Annotated in this window: 23 protein-coding genes; 10 read left to right on the top strand and 13 right to left on the bottom strand. The window is 38.1% G+C overall.

Annotated features, from left to right (window positions below; all coding sequences use genetic code 11):
- Positions 1–381: 381 nt before the first annotated feature.
- From MP477_RS04140 to MP477_RS04120, 5 genes are read left to right on the top strand one after another with little or no spacing between them, the layout of a single operon-like run.
- The gene (locus MP477_RS04140; RefSeq protein ID WP_257189258.1) at positions 382–2,490 is read left to right on the top strand and encodes a type VI secretion system Vgr family protein; all 2,109 of its coding nucleotides are present in this window, start codon (positions 382–384) and stop codon (positions 2,488–2,490) included.
- Between the two features lies 1 nt (position 2,491).
- A complete protein-coding gene (locus MP477_RS04135; RefSeq protein ID WP_257189257.1) occupies positions 2,492–2,824 on the top strand; it encodes a DUF4280 domain-containing protein in 333 nt (110 codons plus the stop codon).
- Between the two features lie 15 nt (positions 2,825–2,839).
- Positions 2,840–3,559, top strand: a complete 720-nt coding sequence (locus tag MP477_RS04130) for a hypothetical protein (RefSeq protein WP_156118463.1) — start codon at positions 2,840–2,842, stop codon at positions 3,557–3,559.
- Between the two features lie 27 nt (positions 3,560–3,586).
- Positions 3,587–4,366, top strand: a complete 780-nt coding sequence (locus MP477_RS04125; RefSeq protein WP_257189256.1) for a lipopolysaccharide assembly protein LapB — start codon at positions 3,587–3,589, stop codon at positions 4,364–4,366.
- Positions 4,367–4,404: 38 nt separating this feature from the next.
- Positions 4,405–5,307 (top strand): hypothetical protein, encoded by a 903-nt coding sequence (locus MP477_RS04120; RefSeq protein ID WP_257189255.1) that lies wholly within the window; start codon positions 4,405–4,407, stop codon positions 5,305–5,307.
- Positions 5,308–5,614: 307 nt separating this feature from the next.
- Here MP477_RS04120 and MP477_RS04115 read toward each other — a convergent pair whose 3' ends face one another.
- From MP477_RS04115 to MP477_RS04055, 13 genes are read right to left on the bottom strand one after another with little or no spacing between them, the layout of a single operon-like run.
- Positions 5,615–6,427 (bottom strand): PRTRC system ThiF family protein, encoded by an 813-nt coding sequence (locus tag MP477_RS04115; RefSeq protein ID WP_257189254.1) that lies wholly within the window; start codon positions 6,425–6,427, stop codon positions 5,615–5,617.
- Positions 6,424–7,134, bottom strand: coding sequence for a prokaryotic E2 ligase family D protein (locus tag MP477_RS04110; protein ID WP_257189253.1), 711 nt, complete (start codon positions 7,132–7,134; stop codon positions 6,424–6,426). The genes MP477_RS04115 and MP477_RS04110 overlap by 4 nt, the downstream gene beginning before the upstream one ends.
- Before the next feature lie 10 nt (positions 7,135–7,144).
- Positions 7,145–8,296, bottom strand: a complete 1,152-nt coding sequence (locus MP477_RS04105; protein ID WP_257189252.1) for a hypothetical protein — start codon at positions 8,294–8,296, stop codon at positions 7,145–7,147.
- A 17-nt stretch (positions 8,297–8,313) separates the two neighbouring features.
- A complete protein-coding gene (locus tag MP477_RS04100) occupies positions 8,314–8,532 on the bottom strand; it encodes a PRTRC system protein C (protein WP_257189251.1) in 219 nt (72 codons plus the stop codon).
- A 16-nt stretch (positions 8,533–8,548) separates the two neighbouring features.
- Positions 8,549–9,133 carry a prtrc system protein e gene (locus MP477_RS04095; protein ID WP_257189250.1) on the bottom strand — a complete coding sequence of 195 codons (585 nt, stop codon included), beginning with the start codon at positions 9,131–9,133 and terminating at the stop codon, positions 8,549–8,551.
- Positions 9,120–9,485 (bottom strand): hypothetical protein, encoded by a 366-nt coding sequence (locus MP477_RS04090; RefSeq protein ID WP_257189249.1) that lies wholly within the window; start codon positions 9,483–9,485, stop codon positions 9,120–9,122. Before MP477_RS04090 ends, MP477_RS04095 begins: the two co-directional genes overlap by 14 nt.
- A gap of 3 nt (positions 9,486–9,488) precedes the next feature.
- Entirely contained in the window at positions 9,489–9,698 is a 210-nt protein-coding gene (locus MP477_RS04085) for a hypothetical protein (protein WP_257189248.1), read from the bottom strand.
- Complete coding sequence (locus MP477_RS04080; protein ID WP_257189247.1) at positions 9,688–10,038, bottom strand: penicillin-binding protein; 351 nt, start codon at positions 10,036–10,038, stop codon at positions 9,688–9,690. Before MP477_RS04080 ends, MP477_RS04085 begins: the two co-directional genes overlap by 11 nt.
- 5 nt (positions 10,039–10,043) lie before the next feature.
- Positions 10,044–10,490, bottom strand: coding sequence for a hypothetical protein (locus MP477_RS04075; RefSeq protein ID WP_257189246.1), 447 nt, complete (start codon positions 10,488–10,490; stop codon positions 10,044–10,046).
- Entirely contained in the window at positions 10,487–10,897 is a 411-nt protein-coding gene (locus tag MP477_RS04070; protein WP_257189245.1) for a hypothetical protein, read from the bottom strand. Before MP477_RS04070 ends, MP477_RS04075 begins: the two co-directional genes overlap by 4 nt.
- A 50-nt stretch (positions 10,898–10,947) precedes the next feature.
- A complete protein-coding gene (locus MP477_RS04065; protein ID WP_257189244.1) occupies positions 10,948–11,358 on the bottom strand; it encodes a hypothetical protein in 411 nt (136 codons plus the stop codon).
- A gap of 54 nt (positions 11,359–11,412) precedes the next feature.
- The gene (locus tag MP477_RS04060) at positions 11,413–12,486 is read right to left on the bottom strand and encodes a DUF932 domain-containing protein (protein WP_257189243.1); all 1,074 of its coding nucleotides are present in this window, start codon (positions 12,484–12,486) and stop codon (positions 11,413–11,415) included.
- A gap of 40 nt (positions 12,487–12,526) precedes the next feature.
- The gene (locus MP477_RS04055; protein WP_257189242.1) at positions 12,527–12,919 is read right to left on the bottom strand and encodes a single-stranded DNA-binding protein; all 393 of its coding nucleotides are present in this window, start codon (positions 12,917–12,919) and stop codon (positions 12,527–12,529) included.
- An 891-nt stretch (positions 12,920–13,810) separates the two neighbouring features.
- On the opposite strand from MP477_RS04055, the gene MP477_RS04050 reads away from it, so the two are divergent.
- The 5 genes from MP477_RS04050 to MP477_RS04030 all read left to right on the top strand — a co-directional run bounded on the left by MP477_RS04050 (position 13,811) and on the right by MP477_RS04030 (position 22,213).
- Positions 13,811–14,455 carry a hypothetical protein gene (locus tag MP477_RS04050; protein ID WP_257189241.1) on the top strand — a complete coding sequence of 215 codons (645 nt, stop codon included), beginning with the start codon at positions 13,811–13,813 and terminating at the stop codon, positions 14,453–14,455.
- 204 nt (positions 14,456–14,659) lie between these two features.
- Entirely contained in the window at positions 14,660–15,550 is an 891-nt protein-coding gene (locus MP477_RS04045; protein ID WP_306552709.1) for a hypothetical protein, read from the top strand.
- Positions 15,551–15,793: 243 nt separating this feature from the next.
- Positions 15,794–20,068, top strand: a complete 4,275-nt coding sequence (locus MP477_RS04040; RefSeq protein WP_257189239.1) for a hypothetical protein — start codon at positions 15,794–15,796, stop codon at positions 20,066–20,068.
- Between the two features lie 226 nt (positions 20,069–20,294).
- Positions 20,295–21,083 carry a hypothetical protein gene (locus MP477_RS04035; RefSeq protein WP_257189238.1) on the top strand — a complete coding sequence of 263 codons (789 nt, stop codon included), beginning with the start codon at positions 20,295–20,297 and terminating at the stop codon, positions 21,081–21,083.
- 95 nt (positions 21,084–21,178) lie between these two features.
- Positions 21,179–22,213 carry a helix-turn-helix domain-containing protein gene (locus tag MP477_RS04030; RefSeq protein WP_257189237.1) on the top strand — a complete coding sequence of 345 codons (1,035 nt, stop codon included), beginning with the start codon at positions 21,179–21,181 and terminating at the stop codon, positions 22,211–22,213.
- Positions 22,214–22,225: the final 12 nt, after the last annotated feature.

Here is a 22,225-nt window from a genome sequence, read left to right as displayed (position 1 = left end):
CGCATTCATTTTGAATGGCTAGATACATAATTTTCTGTTAAGAACTAGGTAAAGTATTGATTCGTAGAATTACTACAAATTTTAAAAAAGTACCTAATTCATTTTGCTGTGAATTTCTAAGGTATTATATTGCAAAACCAAAATCACTAAAGACCTTATGAAAAAAAATAAAAAACAACCCCATATTAAGTAGCGTATTTCAGCGCTATAAGAAGAATTTCAGTTCCATAGAAATTTGATCGACCATTCTCAGAAGCAGTCACCAACATTTTTTGACTTCATTAGATATTGGAACCCAGCGACTGTTCCCCTGAAATATTAGTATCACCATTTATCGGTGGATTATCAAAGCAATTACATAAATGAAAAAAATAATTATGCATGTTTCAAAAAGATATGGATCATTTAGATTCTACAAACAATGATAAGAAGGGTATAGAAACAGCTACTTCACTTGAATCTTCTTTTCAGGGAGCTAATACAACTGGTAAAATGTTCGATAAACCAGTTGTATCCAATACTAAATCCGTCACCGAAGATCGGTTATGGAATAACCAGCCAACCTCAAAAATATTTAACGCTGCGGGGATTTCAGAAAATGAAGTCAACGGAATCAATAGACTGGTTAAGCTTGAAATAGTTATTGAGGGTAAACCGATTCGTTTTTTTAAGCATTTTAAGCTGCAACAAAGCGCCGTCAAACATCATACTTTTGAGCTTATCCTGGCCCACGATACGTTGGGGGAGGCAGAAAACCATAATTTGGAGAAGGCTCAAAACTTTCTTGGTAAAAGGATTACTGTCGTTTTCAAATATAAGGACGTAGATGAAAGCCCTGAAAGAAATTTTGTTGGGGTAGTGACGGAAGTCGGCTTTAGCCAGGACAACGGAAACCTCGGAAACATTGTACTTATCGGTTCTAGTCCAACGGTTCTGCTGGATGCTGCTCCACATGTTCAAAGTTTTGGAGGGTCACAGGAAATAAGTCTAAACAGCATAGCTTCACAGGTGATCGGTGAAGGTCTGGATTCAAGTAAGTTTGATTTCAGGGTAGATGCAAATTACGGTAATCTGGCTTATAGCTCGCAGTATGAAGAAACCCATTACAATTATTTAGCCCGAATCGCGGAGGCTTACGGTGAACAATTCTACTACGATGGTGAGGTATTGCATTTTGGACAACTCCCACCATCAGAAAATCCGGTGAAACTGGTTTACGGAAGAAATTTAAGTGACGTGAAAATACGGATGAAAGCACAACATGTTAAGCCTTCATTCTATGGTTATAATAGTCGTAAAAATGAGAAATTTGCAGGTGGAAATCCGGATATTAAACATACATCGGATATTGCCCGCAGAGCTTATGAAATTTCGGAAAGTACATTTAAAACTCCATCCCTACGAATTGCTCCCATAAAGGTTAATTCTTTTTTGGATGTTCAAGCCTCAGAGAAAGGTACAGCAGGAAGTAAAGCCGCTGAGGTGTTTGTGACTACTGGTATTTCTACGGTTCCATTCTTATATCCGGGATGTATTGCAGATATAGAAATGAGAAAGACAGATAGCAATGAAACGTCCTATTTTACCAGACTTTTATTGACGGAAGTAATACATGAAGTTGACGCAAGAGGTTACTACAATGGAAGTTTTGAAGCAATAGCTGCTGACTCCGGTTACATCCCAAGACCTGAATTTACAATCCCAAAAGCAGAACCTCAGTTCGCTAAGGTAGTTTCAAATACTGATCCTTTAAACCAGGGCCGTGTACAAGTTCAATTTGACTGGCAAAGTGCTAAGAACGTTTCTGAATTTATCCGAGTTATGACTCCTGATGCTGGCAGTAGTGAGGACGTAAAAACGAATAGAGGTTTTATGTCTGTTCCTGAGGTAGGTGATCAAGTCATCGTAAATTTTGTGCATCAACATCCTGACCGTCCTTTTGTGATGGGTGGAATGTTTCATGGGAAGATCGGAGCTGGTGGCGGAACGGGCAATAATGTGATGTCTTTTAGTGGACGTAGCGGAGCCGAACTAAAATATGACAATGGTTCAGGTTCCATGAACCTGAAAGACAAAGGAGGGGCAAAAATGCATTTTGATGGCGCCGGAAATGCAACTACAGATGCAAATTTAAACCATGTTGTGAACGCCGGAAGTAAGAGTTCAATCAATGTTGGGGCGAAAGAAAACAGTCCCGCTACGTCAGTCTTTGATATGGATGAAGAGGGCAATATAAGCTTTAAGGGGAAAAAGAGTCTTACTATTACGATCGGTAATAGTTCATTTACGATGAAGGATGATGGGACGATCAGCCTTTCAGGAAAAGATATAACTGTAACTGGAAGTAACAATCTGGCAATGCATGCAACTCCATCAGAAAAGGGAGGAGGTGCAGGAACTATAGCTATCACATCCAAAGGCGGTGATATTACGATCAGTAATGACCAGAATATACACGTGAAAGGTGGAATAGAGGTAAAATTGACATAAAATGGAATATCTTAAAGACCAAGCAATACTGGATTGTGATAAGGGACTATTGACTTCCACATTAATTGTTACTTCCAATCCAAAGATCAAACTCCGGGAAGGAAAGTTTGCGACTGACAAGGACAATATCGCCGGATTAAATATTCCCCATTTCGGGCTTTGTGGTTTGAAAGGGATCTGTAGGCTTAACCTAGAATTGTCGGGAGTTCCACTCACATGGGTCAAGACAGTACCAAAGATCAAAGTTTTGGATCAAAAGCCATTATCTGATGCGTCAAAATGCATCTGTCCTTACGGTGGTGTTATCAGCTGTAAAAACTCGGGGCAACTATAAACGAAAAATGAAATTATGGAATTAGCAATAGCAGGCGGAGCCACTGGATTTTTTGCAAGCGCAACAACAGCAGGCACTTCAATGTCATGGAATCCTATTGGATGGATCATATTAGCTGTTGTGGCGATTGCTGCAATATGGTATTTTTGGGATGATATATGTGACTTTTTCTCATCGGTGGGCAGTGGTATTGCTGCTGCTGCAAAGGTGGTGTGGGAGTTTGTCACTGCACCTCCTGTGACAGCACCGCCGCCGACGGTAGATGAAGAGCTGCCCAAGCCCGTCGCTCCTCCCGCAGATATACCAATCGAAGAGCCTATTACAGTTCCGATAGCACCGCCGATCACGGTACCGCAGACAAAACCAAGGACAAGAAGAAGGGAAAAAGACATATATAATGTTTATGATCTCCACGTCGGTACTCCTGGTCTACTACGAAATTACACTTATGGAGCAGGATTTGTAAATCAGTTTATGATGAGCGGTGCAATATGGAAATATGGATTAACATCTTTTAAATCTGTATATGCGCGATATTTAGTAATTTTCCAATTATATAATGGAGACAAAGATGAATATATCTTAAATAGTCTATCTTCTGGAAAATTGTTACCGAAAGAATGGTATGTACAAAATGTGAACTATGCCACTGCAAATGCCGAAGAAGTTTCTTTGATCGATAGCTATGTAGCAACACATGGCAAATTTCCTCCCGGTAACACTTTTAGAGGATAGTATTGTTTATAATTTAAATTTAGAATAATGACAGAGCAAGAAGTAGATAAATTATTGCAGAAAATAAGTAATCAAAAGATGTTTGGTGAGACAGAGAAAGCTATCGCCAACTTACATATTTTAAATAACGAGTTCCCAAAAGAGAAGAAGTATTTAGCTCTTTTGGCAAGTGCATATTTTGATGCGGATTCTATGGATACGGCCGAAGAATATTGTACAAAGGCTTTGGAAATCGATCCTGATTACGCGGAAGCGCATGAAATTAAAGGTCTTATCGCTGAAAAGAAGGGCGATAATGAGCTGGCTGAAAAATACTATAAAGAATCAGTTTCCAAGGAGAAGCCATTCAAAATGGGGTATTTGCGACTTGTACTGTTATACTATAAGCTTGAACGGTATGATGAGGCAATTGAGCAGGCTGAATACCTTCTTGCTAATTTTGATAAGAGCCGAAATGAATACCCTGCAGAAGATCAAAGGAAAATCTTTGCGCAATGGCTATCTTTTGCGTACAACAGACTTTATTCATCACTGATACGGACTGGGCAATTTGAAAAAGCAGCTGACAAAATAAACGAGTATGTTGCATTCAGAAGTAATTACGTTAAAGACCCGTATCAGTTTCTTTCTGAAGATGAGTTATTGTTCAAGTTATACCATGCTGCGAAAGAAACCGAAAAGATGAAGGAATCAGAAGAAAAAATGCTAAACCATTATATGGTTCCATTAGACGTAGTTGAGTCGATGAAGAAAGATGTTGAGCAGGGTTATATAGAAAGTGCTAACCCAGATAACTATACTGTATAAACCGTATAAATCGGATGATTTTCATCCATTGTTAAAACATGTCTGAACTTTTAGACCCTGTAGAATATAGATTCTCATTTCACAAGAAGAGTTCCTACAAAGGTAAATCGCTATTTAACATAGAATCCAGCGGTACATTCACTTTAGAAAAAGTGGGTGCGAATGCTGACGAACAAAACTTTACGTTTACCAATTTGAGCTATAAGAGCAGCAACACCAACGATCCTTTATTGTTCAGTCCGGTTGAGTGGAAATATGTTCGTGATATAGGGATTGCTGCAATTACCAATAAAAAGAATTTTAAACCTAAGTGGAATCGTTTTAGGGATAAGTATCGCAATCCATCTAACAGGGTTCTATTGATGGTCATTGAGAAATTATATTTTAATACACCATTAGGTATGGAGCATGATACTTTTTCAAATGGTGTTTACTTGCCGTTCTTTATAGACTCTGATGGTACTTATCAGGTGGGAATGCATTATAAGGGGCTTGATTACCTCGCAATGCCTTTGGATCTGCCATTAGAAACTATTTTTGAGTGTAGGAAACATAATGAAAAAGAAACTCACCTTGAGGGCTGGGTCACTTTAAAAGAGGCAGATCTGGATAGATTGCTTACGGATCAGGGATTTAGGGGTAAGGCTAAAGATTATCATATATCACGTGATTTCTCGATTGATTCAAAAATTACAGTTATCATTGACAATGCTGCTAATGTCATAAAGCATATCACATTTAAATCCTCCATTAAAGGTGAACAGGATCTTTCCGAGGAAATCTTTTACATGGTAGATTCAGATTTTGACAGTTATCGCGGTGATATTCATAAAATCCACGATGGCAAAAAGTACACTTTGGAAGATTGGGAGCAGTACATGCGTGAGCAGAGAAAGCCCGGGCGAAATTTCTCCAATTTGGATTGGGACAATGTCGAATAGCCTTTTGAACTCGGAAAATTAAGTTTTTTAAAAGCAGAAATGATGTAGAATTTGTGAGAGTACAAACTAATTCATAAAAGATATAAAGAATGATAAATGACTGATTTTTGATAATTAGCCTTCATCAGAATAAAGGTTTTCAAGATTTGTAAAAGCGATTAAAACTTTTCTGCGAAGCATTCTGGGATACTGTGTATCCCACAAATAGCCCGCAATGGCTGTCAAAGCATAGGATAGGGAAATGGGGACAGCCTTTGCAGCCGATTTTTGCGCCAAAAGCCAACGGCTTTTGGCCGCCGGCAATTTTTCAACTGCCGACGGTGATGGGTTGGGTTCTAAAGTTTTCAAGATTAAGGAACATCCCCCGATGTTCGGTCATACCTGACTTTAAGAGATTCCATAAGAGGGATGCCCCCATTTGTGCTAATGTTGCATTAATAAAAAGATCCTGTTTGTCAAGAGATTCGGCAAGTGAGCAACTTGGTGTATCATCAGTTTTTTCGGATGCTCTTAGCAGGTCAGAAAATTCATCCGTAACAAATGGAAGTTCTGCTACTGTGGTAAACATTCTTGACCTGGGTTGTTCAATTTTGCCAATTGTGGACATTACGACCTGTCCTGAAAATTTACTGTTCCCAAAATCTAGCCAATACTTTGGCGAATCCCTGAGATAAGAGTACTGTTTTTTTAGCGTGCGTGCTATATCAGCAATTTCAAATCTCGATCTTACATTATCCGTACAGGATATGTAAATTGTTGCCAAGGCATTTTCAGGAATATTACCGAGGCTATCCCGTTCAAATTTTTGGGTTTCCGCTTTCCAGTTAAATCCTGACCATCTGTTTAAACGGTTGATAATCGCAATTGATTTGTAAAGACCTTTTTCAGATTCTGCGAATCGTTGGCGACCAACGTTCGCAGGTGTTACGATATCATCATCCCATAGATGCACATCCAAACCACTGTGTCCGAGTTCCAGTAAGCTATGATTAATCTCCATTAGGGCGGTCATAAACTTGGAGCCTGTTCCACCTGCGCCAATTACATTGACGAGGATAGGATTTGCTGGGCGTAATAATTCATTGTGAAGAAAATGAACATTCTTTTTTACCGTTTTCATAGCAATATATCTTTAAGTTTTTGATTGTTTTTAAGAAGAACCTCATTAGGAAACAATTTATCTGCATTGACCAAACTTTCCCACAGCATAACGCAGTTTCCTTTGATAGGGTTGTGTTCAGACATTAGGTGTGAAAAGTAACTATTGAAAAAATATGCTTCCCATAATCTTGTTAGTTCCCTTATGGATGATGTTTCGTTTGCTTCGATCTCCACTGTACCCATGCAGACGTTTCCATTTTGATACACATTAAAGAAAGGCGCATGATAAAGTTCTGTATTGGGTGTTGGTCTTCTGTTTGAAGATAACGCAAATAGAGAAAGTGATTCCCTGTCAGCGACCCATAACAGGGCAGGAGTGTGGGCGTTGCCCGATACGATACCTAACCCCTTATTGAAATGTAGCGGACGGTACTGTGCTTTTGTGAACCAAATGACCTTACCAAGTTTGGCGTCAAAGGATAAAATACTGCTATCCAAAATCCCGTCAGATTTTAATAGTCTGTCCTTTTCTTCATCAATATGAAGAGACTCCGCCAGTTTTCTGGCTTCACGAACTGTCAGGGGATGAGCATTTATTGGAGTACCCCCCTTGTCCATGTCGTAATGCTCAACATAGGATTTACTGGCATCCCCATCGGCCTGATAAAAGATCAGGGCTGATTTAGGATGATAGTAGGTTGCGAAATTGCTTGTAATATCTTTCATGATGTTATATTTATAAGGTTGAACATTGCCAAAGTTCTATCAAGTCGTCAAGTCTGTCGAAAACCTGTTTTTCAAAATCAAAATTGTTTCCTTTAATTACACTTTCGTCGTAAGGCAAAAAGCGTGTTGGTTCATCTATATCACCGTATTCCTGTAAATCCTCATTGATGAACTGACACATACACTCAAACAGATTTCCCTTAATTGATGCGCAGAAAGAAACATAATTATCCATAGTTACGAAGTAACTATCATGTGTTACATCTTCCCTGAACCGTAAGGGGTAATATTTACGATCAATGCGTTCCTTTGGATATTTTGTATGAATCTTGTAAACCTGTTTCGCTATTTTAAATGCTTTTTTATCAAAATCATTGTTGGGCTTAAAGCTTTTTAGCCGAGTTCCAAATAGGTCTAAATTTTTGGGGTCAGCGATTTTAGTTTTCATTAAATCCCCTACGATTTTGGCATTTTTAAGTTCGGTCAAGATGTCCTCGTCTTCATTTTCCTCATCAACTATCATTTCCTCATAGGACTCATAAGTTGAATTGAGATAGCAATCGTCATTTCTGTAGTAAGGAATCCCCAAAACCTGATATAGATAGGAGTAAATAGACAATATCAGTAAGCCAGTTTGTGAGTTTTGATTATCCTCCAGTATAGTATGAAGTGGCACTACGGGAATGTAGTATAAAGTCATACCTGTGCTGAATCTGTCTTCACGGGCAAAGAATGTCCTATTTCTGTAATGTATCAATCTGATTTCCCTCCAATCTTCTGTTGTTTTTTTTAGCTTCTCTCTTAACTCAGCTAATGAAGCAGAAATATTATAGGGGAAAGGCATGGCTTTATTTTCCTGTATAGTTATACCGTATTTCTTGGTGACTATGGAAAGGGAATTATAAAATTCCCTTTCTAATTTAGTTTTGTCACAATCCTGCACTACTTCTGTTTCCTGCAATCGAGGTAAGAACTGCATTCTTAAAAAGGCATTGGTAACATGGCAGGGGGCACTGACTGACGCTTGTCCTTGCGTATTTCGCCTGCATCCTTTGTGCGTTTTAGCCAATTTTGGTATTCCCCCAACGTCCGATGCAGTTGACGTTGCTGTTCTTTTCTCGGTAGTTTTACCGTGTCGGCATATTGTTTTTGCATGACTCATTGTATTAAAATTTTTAGTTAGCCCTTTGTTCCGATAACGGTTTCAAATCTGTAAACAACCTGATCATCCTGAATAACAGGAGCAGAGATTTTTGCAGTTGTTAGAATCGGGTACATATTGGAATAAAAAAATAAAACATCCTGCTCTGCCCATTTTGGTTCGGGGTCAGATAGAGTGATTTCGTTTCCCTTATCTACGAGTATGAATACTCTTTTTAGTTGTGTTGCTAGTAGCATTGTTATCAAATTTTAGTTAAACATTTTCAGTTTCCGAATTATCGACTTCGTTCCCAGCATTACTGGTGCTATCGGTATTATTGTTTCCGAACAGGTCAGGCCAGATCTGCTGTTCAAAATAGGACTGCCTATTTTTGATGAGTTCAGCATGTTCAGGGTATTCGGACGCTTTTGGAAGTGCTGACCATGCATCGCTATATTTCCCCTGTTTTTCGAGATCATCCGCCTTTTTCATTGCTTCTTCATATTTTTGAACCCTTTTGTCCGTTCCGCCCTGTGGTTTTCCCGTTTTGGCTTTTTCCCTGTGGGACGTGGTGGTGAGATTTTCCAGTGATTTCATGTACTCGTCCATATTGTCGATAATTTCCCCTGCCTTTGTGAGCGGAGTTGTTACTCGCTCGAAATAGCAGTTATTCAGTTCCTCTGCTGTAGCTGTCAGGTTATAGGGTATGATTGGGCTTTTATTTGCATCAGCAGGGGATAAGGGACGGATCAATGTCGAAACTATCAGATTGTTTTCTGCTCCCTTTGCTATTGTTAGCACAATCTGTCCGTTGATGTCCAATTGCGCAAGTTGTGTGAAAAAATTAGTTGGTTCCATAATTCATCTTTTTATCGCTAACAGCTTCAGTTATATATTCTTCGGAAAGACCGATTTTTCTTAAGTAGTCTTCAAATTCCTTCATTTCCCTGTTAAATTCCGCTATACCCTCATCACCTGCGAGTAATAGCTTATGTACAGTTTCAGCTTTCAACGCTTTCGTAATTTTTGAATGCAGTTCTTTGATATGTCTGCGTTGGTCTGAAAGTTTACGTATTTCTAGTGCGAAATTTTTGTACCGTGTCAAAACATCGAGATACATAAAAGCTTCTGCGATTTCTGATTTTCTGTAGTGTTCTACAAATCGATTATATAACCAATCTGCAAACTTGTATTTTGCTAGAATATCCATTGCTTATAATTTGATGATTGTGTTCTTTATATTTTTGTCATAATTCATTCGGTAGCCATTAGCCTGAATGATTTTTTCGAGATCCTCCCTTACGGTTTGCAGGGTGATTCTGTCATGTTCTGAAATGTTCAGAACATGAAGTAACCCGAATTTTTTTATCATTTCTGAAATGATGCACAAAGCCTGATATTCTGTATCAATGTTATTTTTCATGATCCTGTACATTTAGTGTTTCTACGTAGCTTGTATAGCGTTCCGTTAAATCTTTACCTTTTCTAAATCGCTCTGTACGATAGTTAAAATTTTCCTCGAACATGGTAACTGTTTTAGTGACAAGGTTGATGTAGTATCTATACGATGCGTTTGCCCGTCTTTCATCCATTGTGCAGTGCTTTTTGATTAATGAAAGCTCCCTTTTGCTATTGCTGAGTGCTAGTAATGGCGAAAGAATTTCCTCTACGATATAGCCCTGTTCTGGTGCGCTTGAGCTATCAGCGACGCAAATTATTTCTTCGCCGTTGCTTAAAGTGATATGAAGATTTGAACGTGTCATAATAATTAATTTTGAAAGGTTAATATTTCCTGAATCAGTTTCAGGTCGAACTCGGATGTCCTGAAATGCATATCCTCAAACGCTTGATACCGAGCCATTCCATTGGAATGGACTAGCAGGACATCACTTTTTACAGAGCCGTTCTGATTACAGAGCCATTCGATTTCGTGCGGGGTAGCTTGTACAAAAGTCAGTTCATTTTCACCGAACCATCGCTCATAAAAAGGTATCTGCGTGGTCTTATGAACCAGGAATTGGACTGTATGTTCTTTCCTTGCGATATAGCCCGCAATGGGATTGATATCTAGCATTTCTACAAGTTCCATTGTCTCTTTCGTTCTCGTGATCCACTCTTTAGTCAGGTTGACGATTGCAATTTCAAAATTGCTCCGTCCTATTTCACTGTAAACCTTTAGAAACAGAAAGTCTGTTATTTTCGCTGTTGGTTTCATGGTTCAGATTTTAGTTCGATCATGACAAGCTTACTTTCTCCAAACAGGAAGTAGATCGCATATTTTAGCTTTCTACTACATTCTGCCTGCTCCGTAAAATGGATTAGGGCATTGATGCTGAATAGCGCATCGTAACCGTCAAAAAACTGATCCCGAAAAACCCTTGGGTTTCTGTACAGTCTTGAACCGTTGTTGATACAGGCACGCTTGCAGTTTTCCACCAACCTGTACCAAAATTCTGCGGTTATCAGTCCGTCCGTCCATTGTGAATAGACATATTCTCTTTTGTCAGTATAGCGTTCTGCGTCCTTTCTGATGAACTCTGTTAATTGCTTAAGCTCATCGGGAAATAACTGTGCGAGCAGGTAGGCCCTATCTAAGTTTGACATTTTATCCAGTGTTTTCATTTTGATACGTTTTTACTTTTATCCGTTTATGATTCTATTTTCTCGATGTTTCAAATCTGCTCGGTTGAAAATTGCATGGTGACTACTTTTTCATCTCCAAACAGGAGTTTGATTGCAACGGAGAGCTGTTGTCGTGGACTGTAGGCGTAATATCTAATCAGGCAATGGATCATGAACATTGCATGATGACCGTAGAAAAGCTGATCCGAAAAAATTCGGGGGCTTCGGTACAGGGTAACATTAAATTTCCTTATGACCTGTTCAACATCATCGATCACGTTGTACCAATGGTCGACAGTTATTTGGGTGCTTTGCCAAACAAGTCTTATACCTTGCTCTTTTTCCCTAAGATGTTCAATTTCCTTTTTGATAAAGTTTACAAGTTCCTCCAAGTGTTGGGGAAACATCTGAGCGAGTGTAAAGGCTCTCTCCGTGGTATTCATTTCGTGTAATGGTTTCATCTTGATAAAGTTTAATAAGTGGCAGTGGTGACACTGCCACTTTTGAAGTTGAGATTAATTAAACTGGAAAATATCTGCTCCCACCTTTTCGTAAGAGGTACAGAGGTCAAACGCCTTTTGACTTTTCTGTTGCGCAGTACCGCCCAAAACGATACTCTGTAATTTGGCTTCTGAATCCTTGTAGTTCCGTACGTTCTGAAAATATCCGGTTACGGCATTATAGGCTCCGAACAATGTTCCCTTTGTTGTTTCGAGCTGTTGGGTATCGTTGATCATAGCGTATGCAAATGCATCGTCAACGGTATTTTTGAACATCGTTGAAATTTCGTCCTCCGCACCTTTTTTCAATAGGTCAAATGTTTCCTTATTCGGGCAAAGAGCAACCTGTATGAGTTTGCGAATTTCACTGTCTTTGACTTTTACCTTAGTCCAGTTGTTGAAAATGCCGTCCAGTTGCATTGTCATGCTGTTTGCCAGTCCCATAACTTTATGTGCATCGTTCAGGCGTTGTTTTGCCCCAGCGGTATGCTTGATCCTGACAACATTGCTCATGTTACGGAGTGAAGCGTTTAGCGTGTTTTGACAAACGATTCGGATAGGGGTAAAGGCTGCCGTTATGCTTCCGCTTCCATCATGGGAGGTTGTCAGGAAGATATATTTTTCAATCACATCATCGGAATTGCCAATTCGGATATAATTCGGGAGTTTGGCAGTAATAAAAATACGTTCTCCCTGCCCAAGTGCGCCCGCTGTTTCGTACAATATGCCACTTCCACCACCTACAATGGAATCAAAAAATGTAAATGCGTCCTTATTTTGAACGATATGATAATCCTTACCCACCACACCAAGTACGGTATTGTTATCTGTACGGACATTGGCAAAGTAGTTTGGAACTTCGATTTCGGTGTCCTGTATGACAATGCCCTCTGAAATCTGTACGATTCCTGATCCCTTGGTAAATAGGGGACTTTTTTCGACCTCATAATCCAGTCCTGCGTGTTTGATGGCTTCTGCACTTGTCGGGTAGTCTTCTACGATCTGCCCTAAGCCGTGCCATGCTTTCTCTTTTACGCTGAAAAATGAATATTTACCTGTTCTGTTGTTGAAATTAAGATTGTGTGCCATGATGTTAAATTTTAAGGTTTTACTGATTTTTTGATTTGGTTTAGAATGGTAGATCGTCCTCGTCTTGACCTGTCATAGTCCTGCCACTTTTGCTTTCTGTACTGTCCTGTACGGAATCGTTATTCTTTGCGCTCCTTGCTAGGGGTTTAATGGTGACGGTATAAAAATTTATTCCTGCCTTTGCAGTCCCGTCCTTGGAATTCCATGCCCTTACGCTTATCTGTCCTGTTAATTCGACCAGTAACCCCTTTTGAAGCCACGCCACTGCCTTTGTTGCGCGCCAGTATGCACAGTCAAAATATGCGGTATGTTCTACACGCTGTCCGTCCTTTTTGTAGCTGTCATTGACAGCGATGGAGAAGTTCACGACCTCTTTACCTTTTGTTGTTTTGCTGACTTTCGCATCTGCTGTCAGTCTCCCTGTGATGTTCATAACTTTTTGTTTTAGTTGTTGTACAATCCTGTTACGTTTGTCCGTCTTCCAGTCCTCCCGAGGCTCGGCCCCGAATCATTTTTTCAAAAGAAAAAAAGGAAAAAAAGAAAGCAGACAATTAGGGGAAAAGCGCGTTTGGAGAGTTATAAGTCCCGAAGGGTGATACGCGTAGCGGATCATTATGCACTCGGAAATAAGCGGTTTTACACTACTTTGGCTGCCTTTTAGTCCTTTTTCTTTGGGGAAATGATTAACAGCAGTTAATTCAGAAAAACATCCAAGTGTGAAAAATCATTGATATAAGAGAAAGCTTATAGCTGTACAAGTAATTATAAATTCGATAGGGGATTGGGGAATGGAATAGGGTACTAGCACTGGATTTCCATTTGCCAATCTTCTATGGTTGGGAAGCATAAAGCTCTTTTACTGTGCTGACCACAGAGAGGTGGTAAATGTGCTTTGCCTGTGATGGGAAAGGAAGAATATACCTGTTTAAAAAGATTGATTATTCGTGAAAGATATCTCCTGTGTGAGGGCCAGTAGCGGAATCTTTTTGCAGGGCAACAGATATTGCGAATAGCACGGCCCGTAAGTGCTTTGGAAAAGGAATGAAGAAGTACTTGACGGGGCACGCTATCTTATACAATTACTATGTATTTGAACTAGCGGCTTAAGTTCAATTTGGAAACAATAGGCTTAAATACGCATCCTACTACGCTCACATGTTTTATCTACCCGAAATGTATTTATTTGACCATTTACATGTAGTGTTACAAAAAAGAAGTAAGCGAAGCGGTCGTAAAAAGCGTTGTGGGATCGAATTCAGATCTTACTTAGACTATGTGTGCTTTAGGACATGAATATGCTGTTAGAAAAAAAATAAATAGAAAAATGGAACGAGATATTAGAAAATTGCCGGTCATTAAAGTTGACCGTGATGCTGATTTCTATGTGGACGCAGTAAACCAAATCCTGATAGATACACAGAATCATAGCAATATAATCGATGCACGAAAAATGAATCATGATGAAGATAGCTTAGAGGCTGTCTTTGACAGATATACAAGAAATCTGGCTTTGGGAAATCCAGGAAAGTTTAAAGCCAGACCCGACAGGTACCTACAAATTTACATGCATCATCTTGAAATTTATGATCGTGAGGGAGCCAAACTTCTGTGGGAGTATGAAGGTGAACCATTTATGCGATCAATAACGGTAGAGGTGGCGATTGAGGGGATAAAATATATGTATGACCAGGACTATCGTCTGTTCAGGGAAAAGGACAATCCATACAATGTGTTGAACAGACCAAATATGTGGTTTAACAGAAATGGTGAATATGGATGCTATTTCGACCGTCAGTTAGGCTGTGCCGCAATGGTACAGGAGGTGCGGCAATTTCAACGTGAGGGTACATTTCCCCCACATTTCACATTTGTAAAAATGTCTGAAATAACGAAAAAGTTGCGAAATGCTCTAAAGAATGCTTATTATAAAATAAAGGCAACCAATAGTAAGAGGAGACGGATGCATTAGGTAGAAATATTTCGTTAAATTTATACAGCTCATATCTCTTCTCATCTAACATGAAATAAAAACTCACTATTTCGGATTGACCTAATTATTGCGCAAAAAGACTGCGCAGATGTCATATAGTTTTGCTATGTAGAAAGATAAATGACCTTAATCATTTTTTTTGATAGACTAGGGCTAATATATTAACAAAAAGTACAAATAAATATGAACATGACATTTGACCGATGTGCACTTACAGGGTATGCTCTGACAGAGGAAAATTTGAAACCTGTAACTGGGCCTTTTATGGAATATGAAACAGAGATAGTTGGGCGGGTAAAAATAACGTTGCCGGCCTATGATGAACTTCTTAAGGGAGATTTCGAACGTTATCTAATTGCTGGAATATGTAAGGATAGGACACTGAAAGGTGAAGATCCAATCTTAATTGACAGCAACTTTATTAGGGAGGGTTATAAAAAATTAAATCCACCCACAGCGTTTGAGGAAAAATGCGCTTCCTTCCTTATGTATCTATATCAGGCTGGTGGCATGGAAAACAAAGAATTTGAGTTTTATTCCAGTAAGGATTTTACTCTAGCCTTTGCAGATCCTGAGGAATTTAAAAGAATTATGGATCAGCTGGTGCAAGATAATTTTCTAAAAATAAGAGCAACGAATAATCTTTCTCAAAGAAGGAATTTGTATCGGGGAGTGAAGCTTACAAACGAGGGAAAAGAAAAAGTAAGAAAAAGACTACCCAAAATGCCATTGTTTGGGCTTGTGAGTCAAGAAATATCTACTGGAAATATTGAAATTGATAAAAAAATAAACCATGCACGTCAATTATTTTTTGATGAACCACAGTCAATGGATAAGATGCGTTCAGCTTGTGAAACACTAAGTTATGTTTTGGAGCCCTTAAGAAAGGAACTAACAACCTTTCTTGCTGCGCGAGATGTATCCGATTTCTTCCAGATTGTCAACAATTTTGATATCAGACATAACAAGGAAACAACAAAAGATCTTTTACATGCTGAACAACTGGAGTGGGTGTTCTACACCTTATTAAATTCAATAAATACTTACACTAAACTTAAGAATAAGGGATTTTAAGAAATGACAAACTAAAGTTTTAATAATTCAATACAAAAGGATTATTGCTTAAGACTGTTTTCTGGAAATATTAATAATTGATTGTGCTCGTTCTACTGTATTATTGATATTGATGATTGTAAATTGAGGGAAAAATGGCAAGTAAATTTCTTGATTTTTTATATATTTAAGGAGAACTATTGATTGTTTAGATCCAAGGAATACCCAAGTCCAAAGATCAAAATTGAAACTATTAACTGAAATATGAATTGGAATAACTTTCTGACGTACGGAAACAATAATGATGCGGCCTTTGAAATGCTCTGTAATCAACTATTTGAAAGCTATCTAAAACGTAATTATGGGGATGACCTCATTAAATTTAGGGCTGTAAATGGCGCTGCAGGGGACGGAGGTATTGAGGCTTACGGAATTTTGAAAGACGGACGTATTTTAGCGGTGCAGGCAAAGTGGTTCAGAGCGCCATTGACTAAAACACAGTTTAATCAAATTGAAGAATCTGTTAGAACAGCATTGACACTGCGTCCTGAAATAACTGAATATATTGTATGTATCCCGAGGGATCTTTCTTCCTTAAAATTTGTAAGAGGCAAAAAAGGTGAACCTAAGCAACCTGCAAAAGAACATGAAGATAATTTAGTAGAAGCATTTACTAAAGAAATGCAAGAAAAGTATCCTAAATTAAAGATTACATGGTGGTTTGACCATGATCTGGATTTCCAGATTGTACAATTTGGAAATGAGGGAATGTATAAGTTCTGGTTTGAAAAGGAAGTCGTTTCACTTGATTATCTAAAAGAACTTTTTGAATTAAGCAGGGTAGGATGGCTGGAACAACGCTATATACCAGAACTACATGCACAGGGTGTAATCCATAAGACCATTCAGGAATTATCTTTTTCACAGGAATTTCGAAATGCTTTTACAGCTGATCTCGCTGAATTTAAGGACTTACTTAACCAGATCATAAAAAGAATACAAGCATTTATAAAAAATAAAGCAAGTGTATCAATAGAGCAAGACCTATTAACAAATTTTATTTTACATCTTGAAAAGGAAATCTCGCATTTAAAAGCAATGATTGATGCCCTTGATATGGGGAATGATCTATTTAAAGTAGAAGGTCAAAATAATTATGATGTTGATGGAATATTGAGCAAACTTAAGCGCATCGTTCCTTTAAACGGACAAAATGGAGTTGTTTCTGATTTGATAGACCTAATTGTAAAATATACTGATTTTAAGGAGCAAGACATCGAATCTTCCTTTTCAGCCACAATGCGTCTTATCCTAGGTGATCCGGGAACAGGGAAAACACACGGATTGACAAATGCTGTTGACATTCATATTAAGAAAGGTTTTCCAGCTATTATTATCCAAGCCAAAGGAGCAAAGTCCAATGACTGGACAAGTCTGTTAAGTTCATCTCTTTCCCTGCCGGGATGGACGAAGGATCAAATGTTTTCTGCATTTCAGGCACTCGCAATACAATCTGAACATAAGCGGGCAACAAATAAATCAGACCCAGACTTTGAGCACACAAAGATATTGATCTGTATTGATGGACTAGAAGAAGATTTCGGCAAGGAGGGTATATGGTATGCCCGTATGCGAGAGGCAGAAGTTTTTATGCGTACTTATCCAAGGCTTAAGTTTGTTTTTTCTGCTAGAAGTTACTTTTATCAGAAAACGAAAATTCCAAAAGGGAAAGGTTTTGCAACTGTTTTTCTGCCTAGAGAGGGTGATGTACCAGTATGGAGTGTTGCTGAAGAATATTTTAGTGAAGAGCATTTTAATATCCGGATCGACTCATTCACAAAAGTACGTGGAATTGATTCATTATTTGCTTTGAGGCTCTTTTGTGAAGAGTATCAAGGTCAGACTATTGAAAAGGAGGAAGATATCCTTACTGCAACAATGGATCTACTTGAAAGAAAAATCGACCGCATAGAGGAGACTTTTAAATCAATTAGTGAACAACAATTCAGTCAGGGCCGTACTCCCGTCAGGGATGCCCTTGAGGCGGTCTCAGATGCCTTTTGTACAAAAAGTGAGCTGGATCATACTGAATTGAGTAATGTCTTAAAACCGAATGTGGGTGAATATTTGTCTTCCTTTGAGGTTCTAATTGATTTTCTAGTTAATAATGGAATGGTAATCCGTTCGGAGGTAATTGATCAGGGAATTGGGATGAAAAAGAAAAGATGGGTCTACCGAATGCTTAGTAATTCTGTAATTGAAATGATTATTGCAGGAAGACTTGCCAGCGACATTTCAAATGGTACAATATCTAATATTCCAACTGAATTTAAAAATATAGGTCAGGAATTGGGGGGTGAAGAAACAATTTCTGCCCAATTAATTTTACAGTCTACGGTCGACCGTCTTTTTATTTCACAGAATAAGCTAATTGGTGATGATGGATTTCTGACTGATGGGGTCGCACAGGAAAAAATTAGTTCCTTGCGTTTAACAGCACTTGTCAATGCTAAGGGCGAACAGGTGGAAAAATATAAGGCGGAGGTCGAAGAAATGCTATTAAGTCCTGGAGAAAATCAATTTAATGTCCTTACTAATTTAATTATGCCTGCGAGTCGTTTTAATGGAAATCCATTCGGTGGACTCTTTCTTCATAATGTTTTAAAAGAGCGGAGTACCACCTTTGAACGAGATAAAAAATGGTCTGGATTAGATCACCATGAAGAATTTATTTTAAAAGTAAAAGATGGTGGCTCGTATTCAGTAAAGGACGCTCTTATTGCTTTTGCTGGTGAATATTTAGACCTTTCTCCATATTCCTTGTATGATGAAACACCATTGGTCTTTGGTTGGGCGCTTTCAAATATAGACCAGGATTTACGCAGCCGATTACGTGCTTCTTTGACTGTGTGGGCATTGAAACAACCTGAGGAATTTGAAAAATTACTTGACAAACTGTTTCCGGAAAATGATCCACAGATTCAGGAAGACTTGGCATCCATAATGTTAGCACTAGCAGGGAAGTTAAAAGACCCCATTTCAATAGTACGATTAGCCAGATGGTCACTCAATAATATATTTGATCGTGTGGTGGAGCATAGAAATGTAATTGTGAGACAGGGGATGCGGGGAATTGTAGAAAGGGCATATGGCTTAGGTTTGCTCAACATCGCCGAAGTTGAAACCTCGAGGCCAATACAACTTGCAAATGATGTTTTGATCCCATTGGACAGCGATGTGCTGGAAGATGGCAGTGAACAGATTTATCCAATTGTAAGTGATCTGGCTTGGTATGTGATTAAGAAAGCTTACAATAAATTTTTGGACCACGAAGACACCGATGAGGCTGTTGAATTTCTGCATCGGTTTAGTTTAGAAAATAATATTGTGGAGCTGTATCCCCATGTCTGGGGAATGGCAGCTGCAATTGCTTACATTAAAAATCTAGGTTTTAATAGGGGTGAAGGAAATTCATTTACTGATGATACACATGGAAGTAAAAGCAAGATTTTCACTTATGAAGAAAAATATACCTGGCTTGCTGTCCATTATTTACAGGGCTACCTTTCCGATAACCTACCTCCGGCAGACTTAGCGGAAAATGTTGTTATCAGTGATTATTCGTTATTGTCACCTATTCCAAATCCGGCTGAATCAAAATATTTTCGGTCAAGAGCTGGAACACAGAGAAATCCTCCAAGATGGATTATTAAAAGTCCTCTTGTAAAAGAGAGGAAAGATGATGAGCAAATAGTTGATTTTATTAAAGAGTCTATTGAGGCTGAGCCAGGTTTAAATTTTTGTGATTGGATAGATTTTAGTGAAAACGACTTTGCTCTAAAAGGGGAAAAGCCGATGCTTGCTTTATATAACAGTACAAAAGTTCATGACTCGCAGGAATTATATATGGGGCTGTTGACTGTGCGTGCGACTTTTGTTAAAAAAGGCAGCATGGATGGATTAAGCGATTCCAAAGACGAACTTTATTTCGTCGAAAATTTGGACAGTCTTGAAGCACATCCTGACACCCATACCTACAGTAATCCAACGGATCTTGTGTGGATGGAATGGATAGGAGAAATTGAAAGTGAGGATTATTTCATAAATGTGGAGGGAGCTGAGGAAGTCGTTCTTAAAACTATTACTAAAGTAACAACAGATGATTCAAGTGATGGCGAGCAATCATCAATAATTCCAGCAAAAGCAGTACGAAAGTTAGTTGGCATTGTCGATTTGTCAGACGGTATGTTTAAAGATCGTGATGGAAAAGTAATTGGTACGCAACAAGAGATAAAAGATAACAGAGGAAATTACCAGGAATTATTGGTTATTGATAAAGATAGGATGATGGCTAGTCTGGCCAAGGAAGGATTTGAAATGATTTGGTTTGCCGAGTTTCTTCAACATACTAACTACTCAAACAAAACATTAGAAGCGGTTCCAAATTATCAGAAGGTCAGAAAATATATGGTAAAATATAGCGGTAATGAATTTCAAGTTCAGAAATTCTGGGACGCGAGGTTTACAAATAAACGTTGAATTTATTTGAATGAACAGTAGTTTGTTGTGGATCAGTTTGTAAATAAACTATTAGTAGAGGCTGTCTCAAAAGGTACACCAGTACTATGAAGCTCCTAGCAGGTTTAGTGTGGGTTACTCTTGAGACTTCCTAATGATCTTGGATGGAAAAATATCCTTAATAATAAAAATTGCAATATCTCAAAAGCTAAAATAGACGTAAAAATACTAACTAATTATTTAACAGATGAATACTAGAATTCTAAAAGATCGGATGCAGAATTGGTTGAATCACCTCGATGAAACATATCAAGCCCCCGAAGACAAACCCTTTATCAAGATTGCTGAAGTGGTAGTGATCTTGCCTGCATTGGGATTCTTTTATATATGGGAATATTTTAACAGATGCAATATGCCCTATTATTTATATTTTGAAATAAAAGATTCGCTTGCTGTTTTGTACGAGAACCTTATGCCGATAATATATATATCAACAGTATTATCCTTAATGTTAACTATTATGGTTCCGATCATATTAAAGACAAGGAGCAAGCAATTAGAAAGTGATGAGGGAGTAAATGGTGATCAAGAAAACGGAACACAGAAAAAACAGCGGATTTCAAAGTTTACTGTTTATGTAACGGTAATCACTGTTCTATTAGGATTGCTTGTTTTATTGAAAGCCTATCACTTTGATTTAAGAATTATAGCTATTTTTCTAGTTTTGGGTGGAGTTGCAAGTTACATTTATCTCTTTGAAAGCAGAAATCTAGGATTTGGATTAGCAATATTGTTTGCCTTTCTTTATGCTGAAGTGAGAGCAAATCTTGATGCAAAATATAGAATGAATCACAAACCTACAATGGATATCGTGTTGAAGAGCTACTCCGATATACCTATTATGAGAGAAGGTGAAAAGTGTAGATATATTCTTTATAAAACTTCCAATTACTACTTTATCAAAGACCCATGCAAAAGAAGGATCGAGGTTTACTCGACTTCGACCGGCGAAATGAATAGTTTTAGTAGTGAGTAAGCATTTTGCCAGACCGCTATCATCAAAATAAAAGATGCTTTTATTTCAAAGCAATTTGAGCCATTAAATTACCATAGAGTTATTATTTTTATAATATGAAATCTGAAATTAAAGATATTGTCATTAATAAAATTGAAAACGAAAGCGAATACTCCCATCTTGACTTCAAAAAGGAGCAATACCCAATAGAAAAGCAAGCACCCAAAAAGCCTGAATTTCTAAAAGATATGATAGCTTTTGCCAATGTTATTTCCCCGGATGATAAGTACATCATCATCGGAGTTGAAGAATCAAATGGGATGGCTGCTGATTTTTCTTCAATAGATAAACTTAATGATCAAGCTAGCTATCAGCAATATATTAATGAATATATCGAACCGGAAATCAATTTTGAATATTGTGAGTTAATGCTTAACGAACATAAATTGGCATATTTTAGATTGTTTCAGAATGATAAGTTCCCCTACTTATTTAAAAAAGACCTGCATATAAATGGCTTCCGCTTTGATACAGGTAGCGGATTTGTAAGGATGGGAACTTCTACTCGAAAATTAACTCGTGATGATTTTGAAAAAATGTATGCATCAAGACATACTAAGGTAAAGGATAGAAAAAATGATCTTTCTTTCCGCGTTGCTAATTCATTTTTTACAGAGCATGATTTGCGTAGAACCAGTTACAGGCATATAAGAATTGATGCAATCAATAATTCGAAGAAATCGCTTGAGTTTGATGTGGAGATACGAATTTTAAAATCAGAAGAATACGACGTAGTACAGACGCAGGATCTTGCGAGAAGAATTCACGAAGAAAAAAAGGTAGCCTCGAGGAGCAACTTTATGCCTAATTTTTTAGTGGATATTGCTCCACCAAATATACTATTAAATACATATGTCGAGCATAGCAATAATCAGAAATATCATATTTTTGAACGTACCCCAGAACGACTTGACAAAGTGGCTGTGAAAGTGAAACAGAAATCGGAAACAAAAGATATCTTTAATGGGCAGATAGCTATTTTATTCGAAAATCCAGTTGAAGCGCAATTACAAATTATTGCTAGGAGCGATGATTTTTTAGAAGGACCGTTGATTTTAGACTATAACGTTCCAAAAGTAGATACGTTTTAACATAACATATTC

This window comes from Chryseobacterium sp. WG23, from assembly GCF_024586575.1.
In the GTDB taxonomy this organism is placed as follows: Bacteria; Bacteroidota; Bacteroidia; order Flavobacteriales; family Weeksellaceae; genus Chryseobacterium.
Note: the sequence above shows the minus strand (reverse complement) of the source record. Positions and strands in the feature narration are given on the sequence as shown.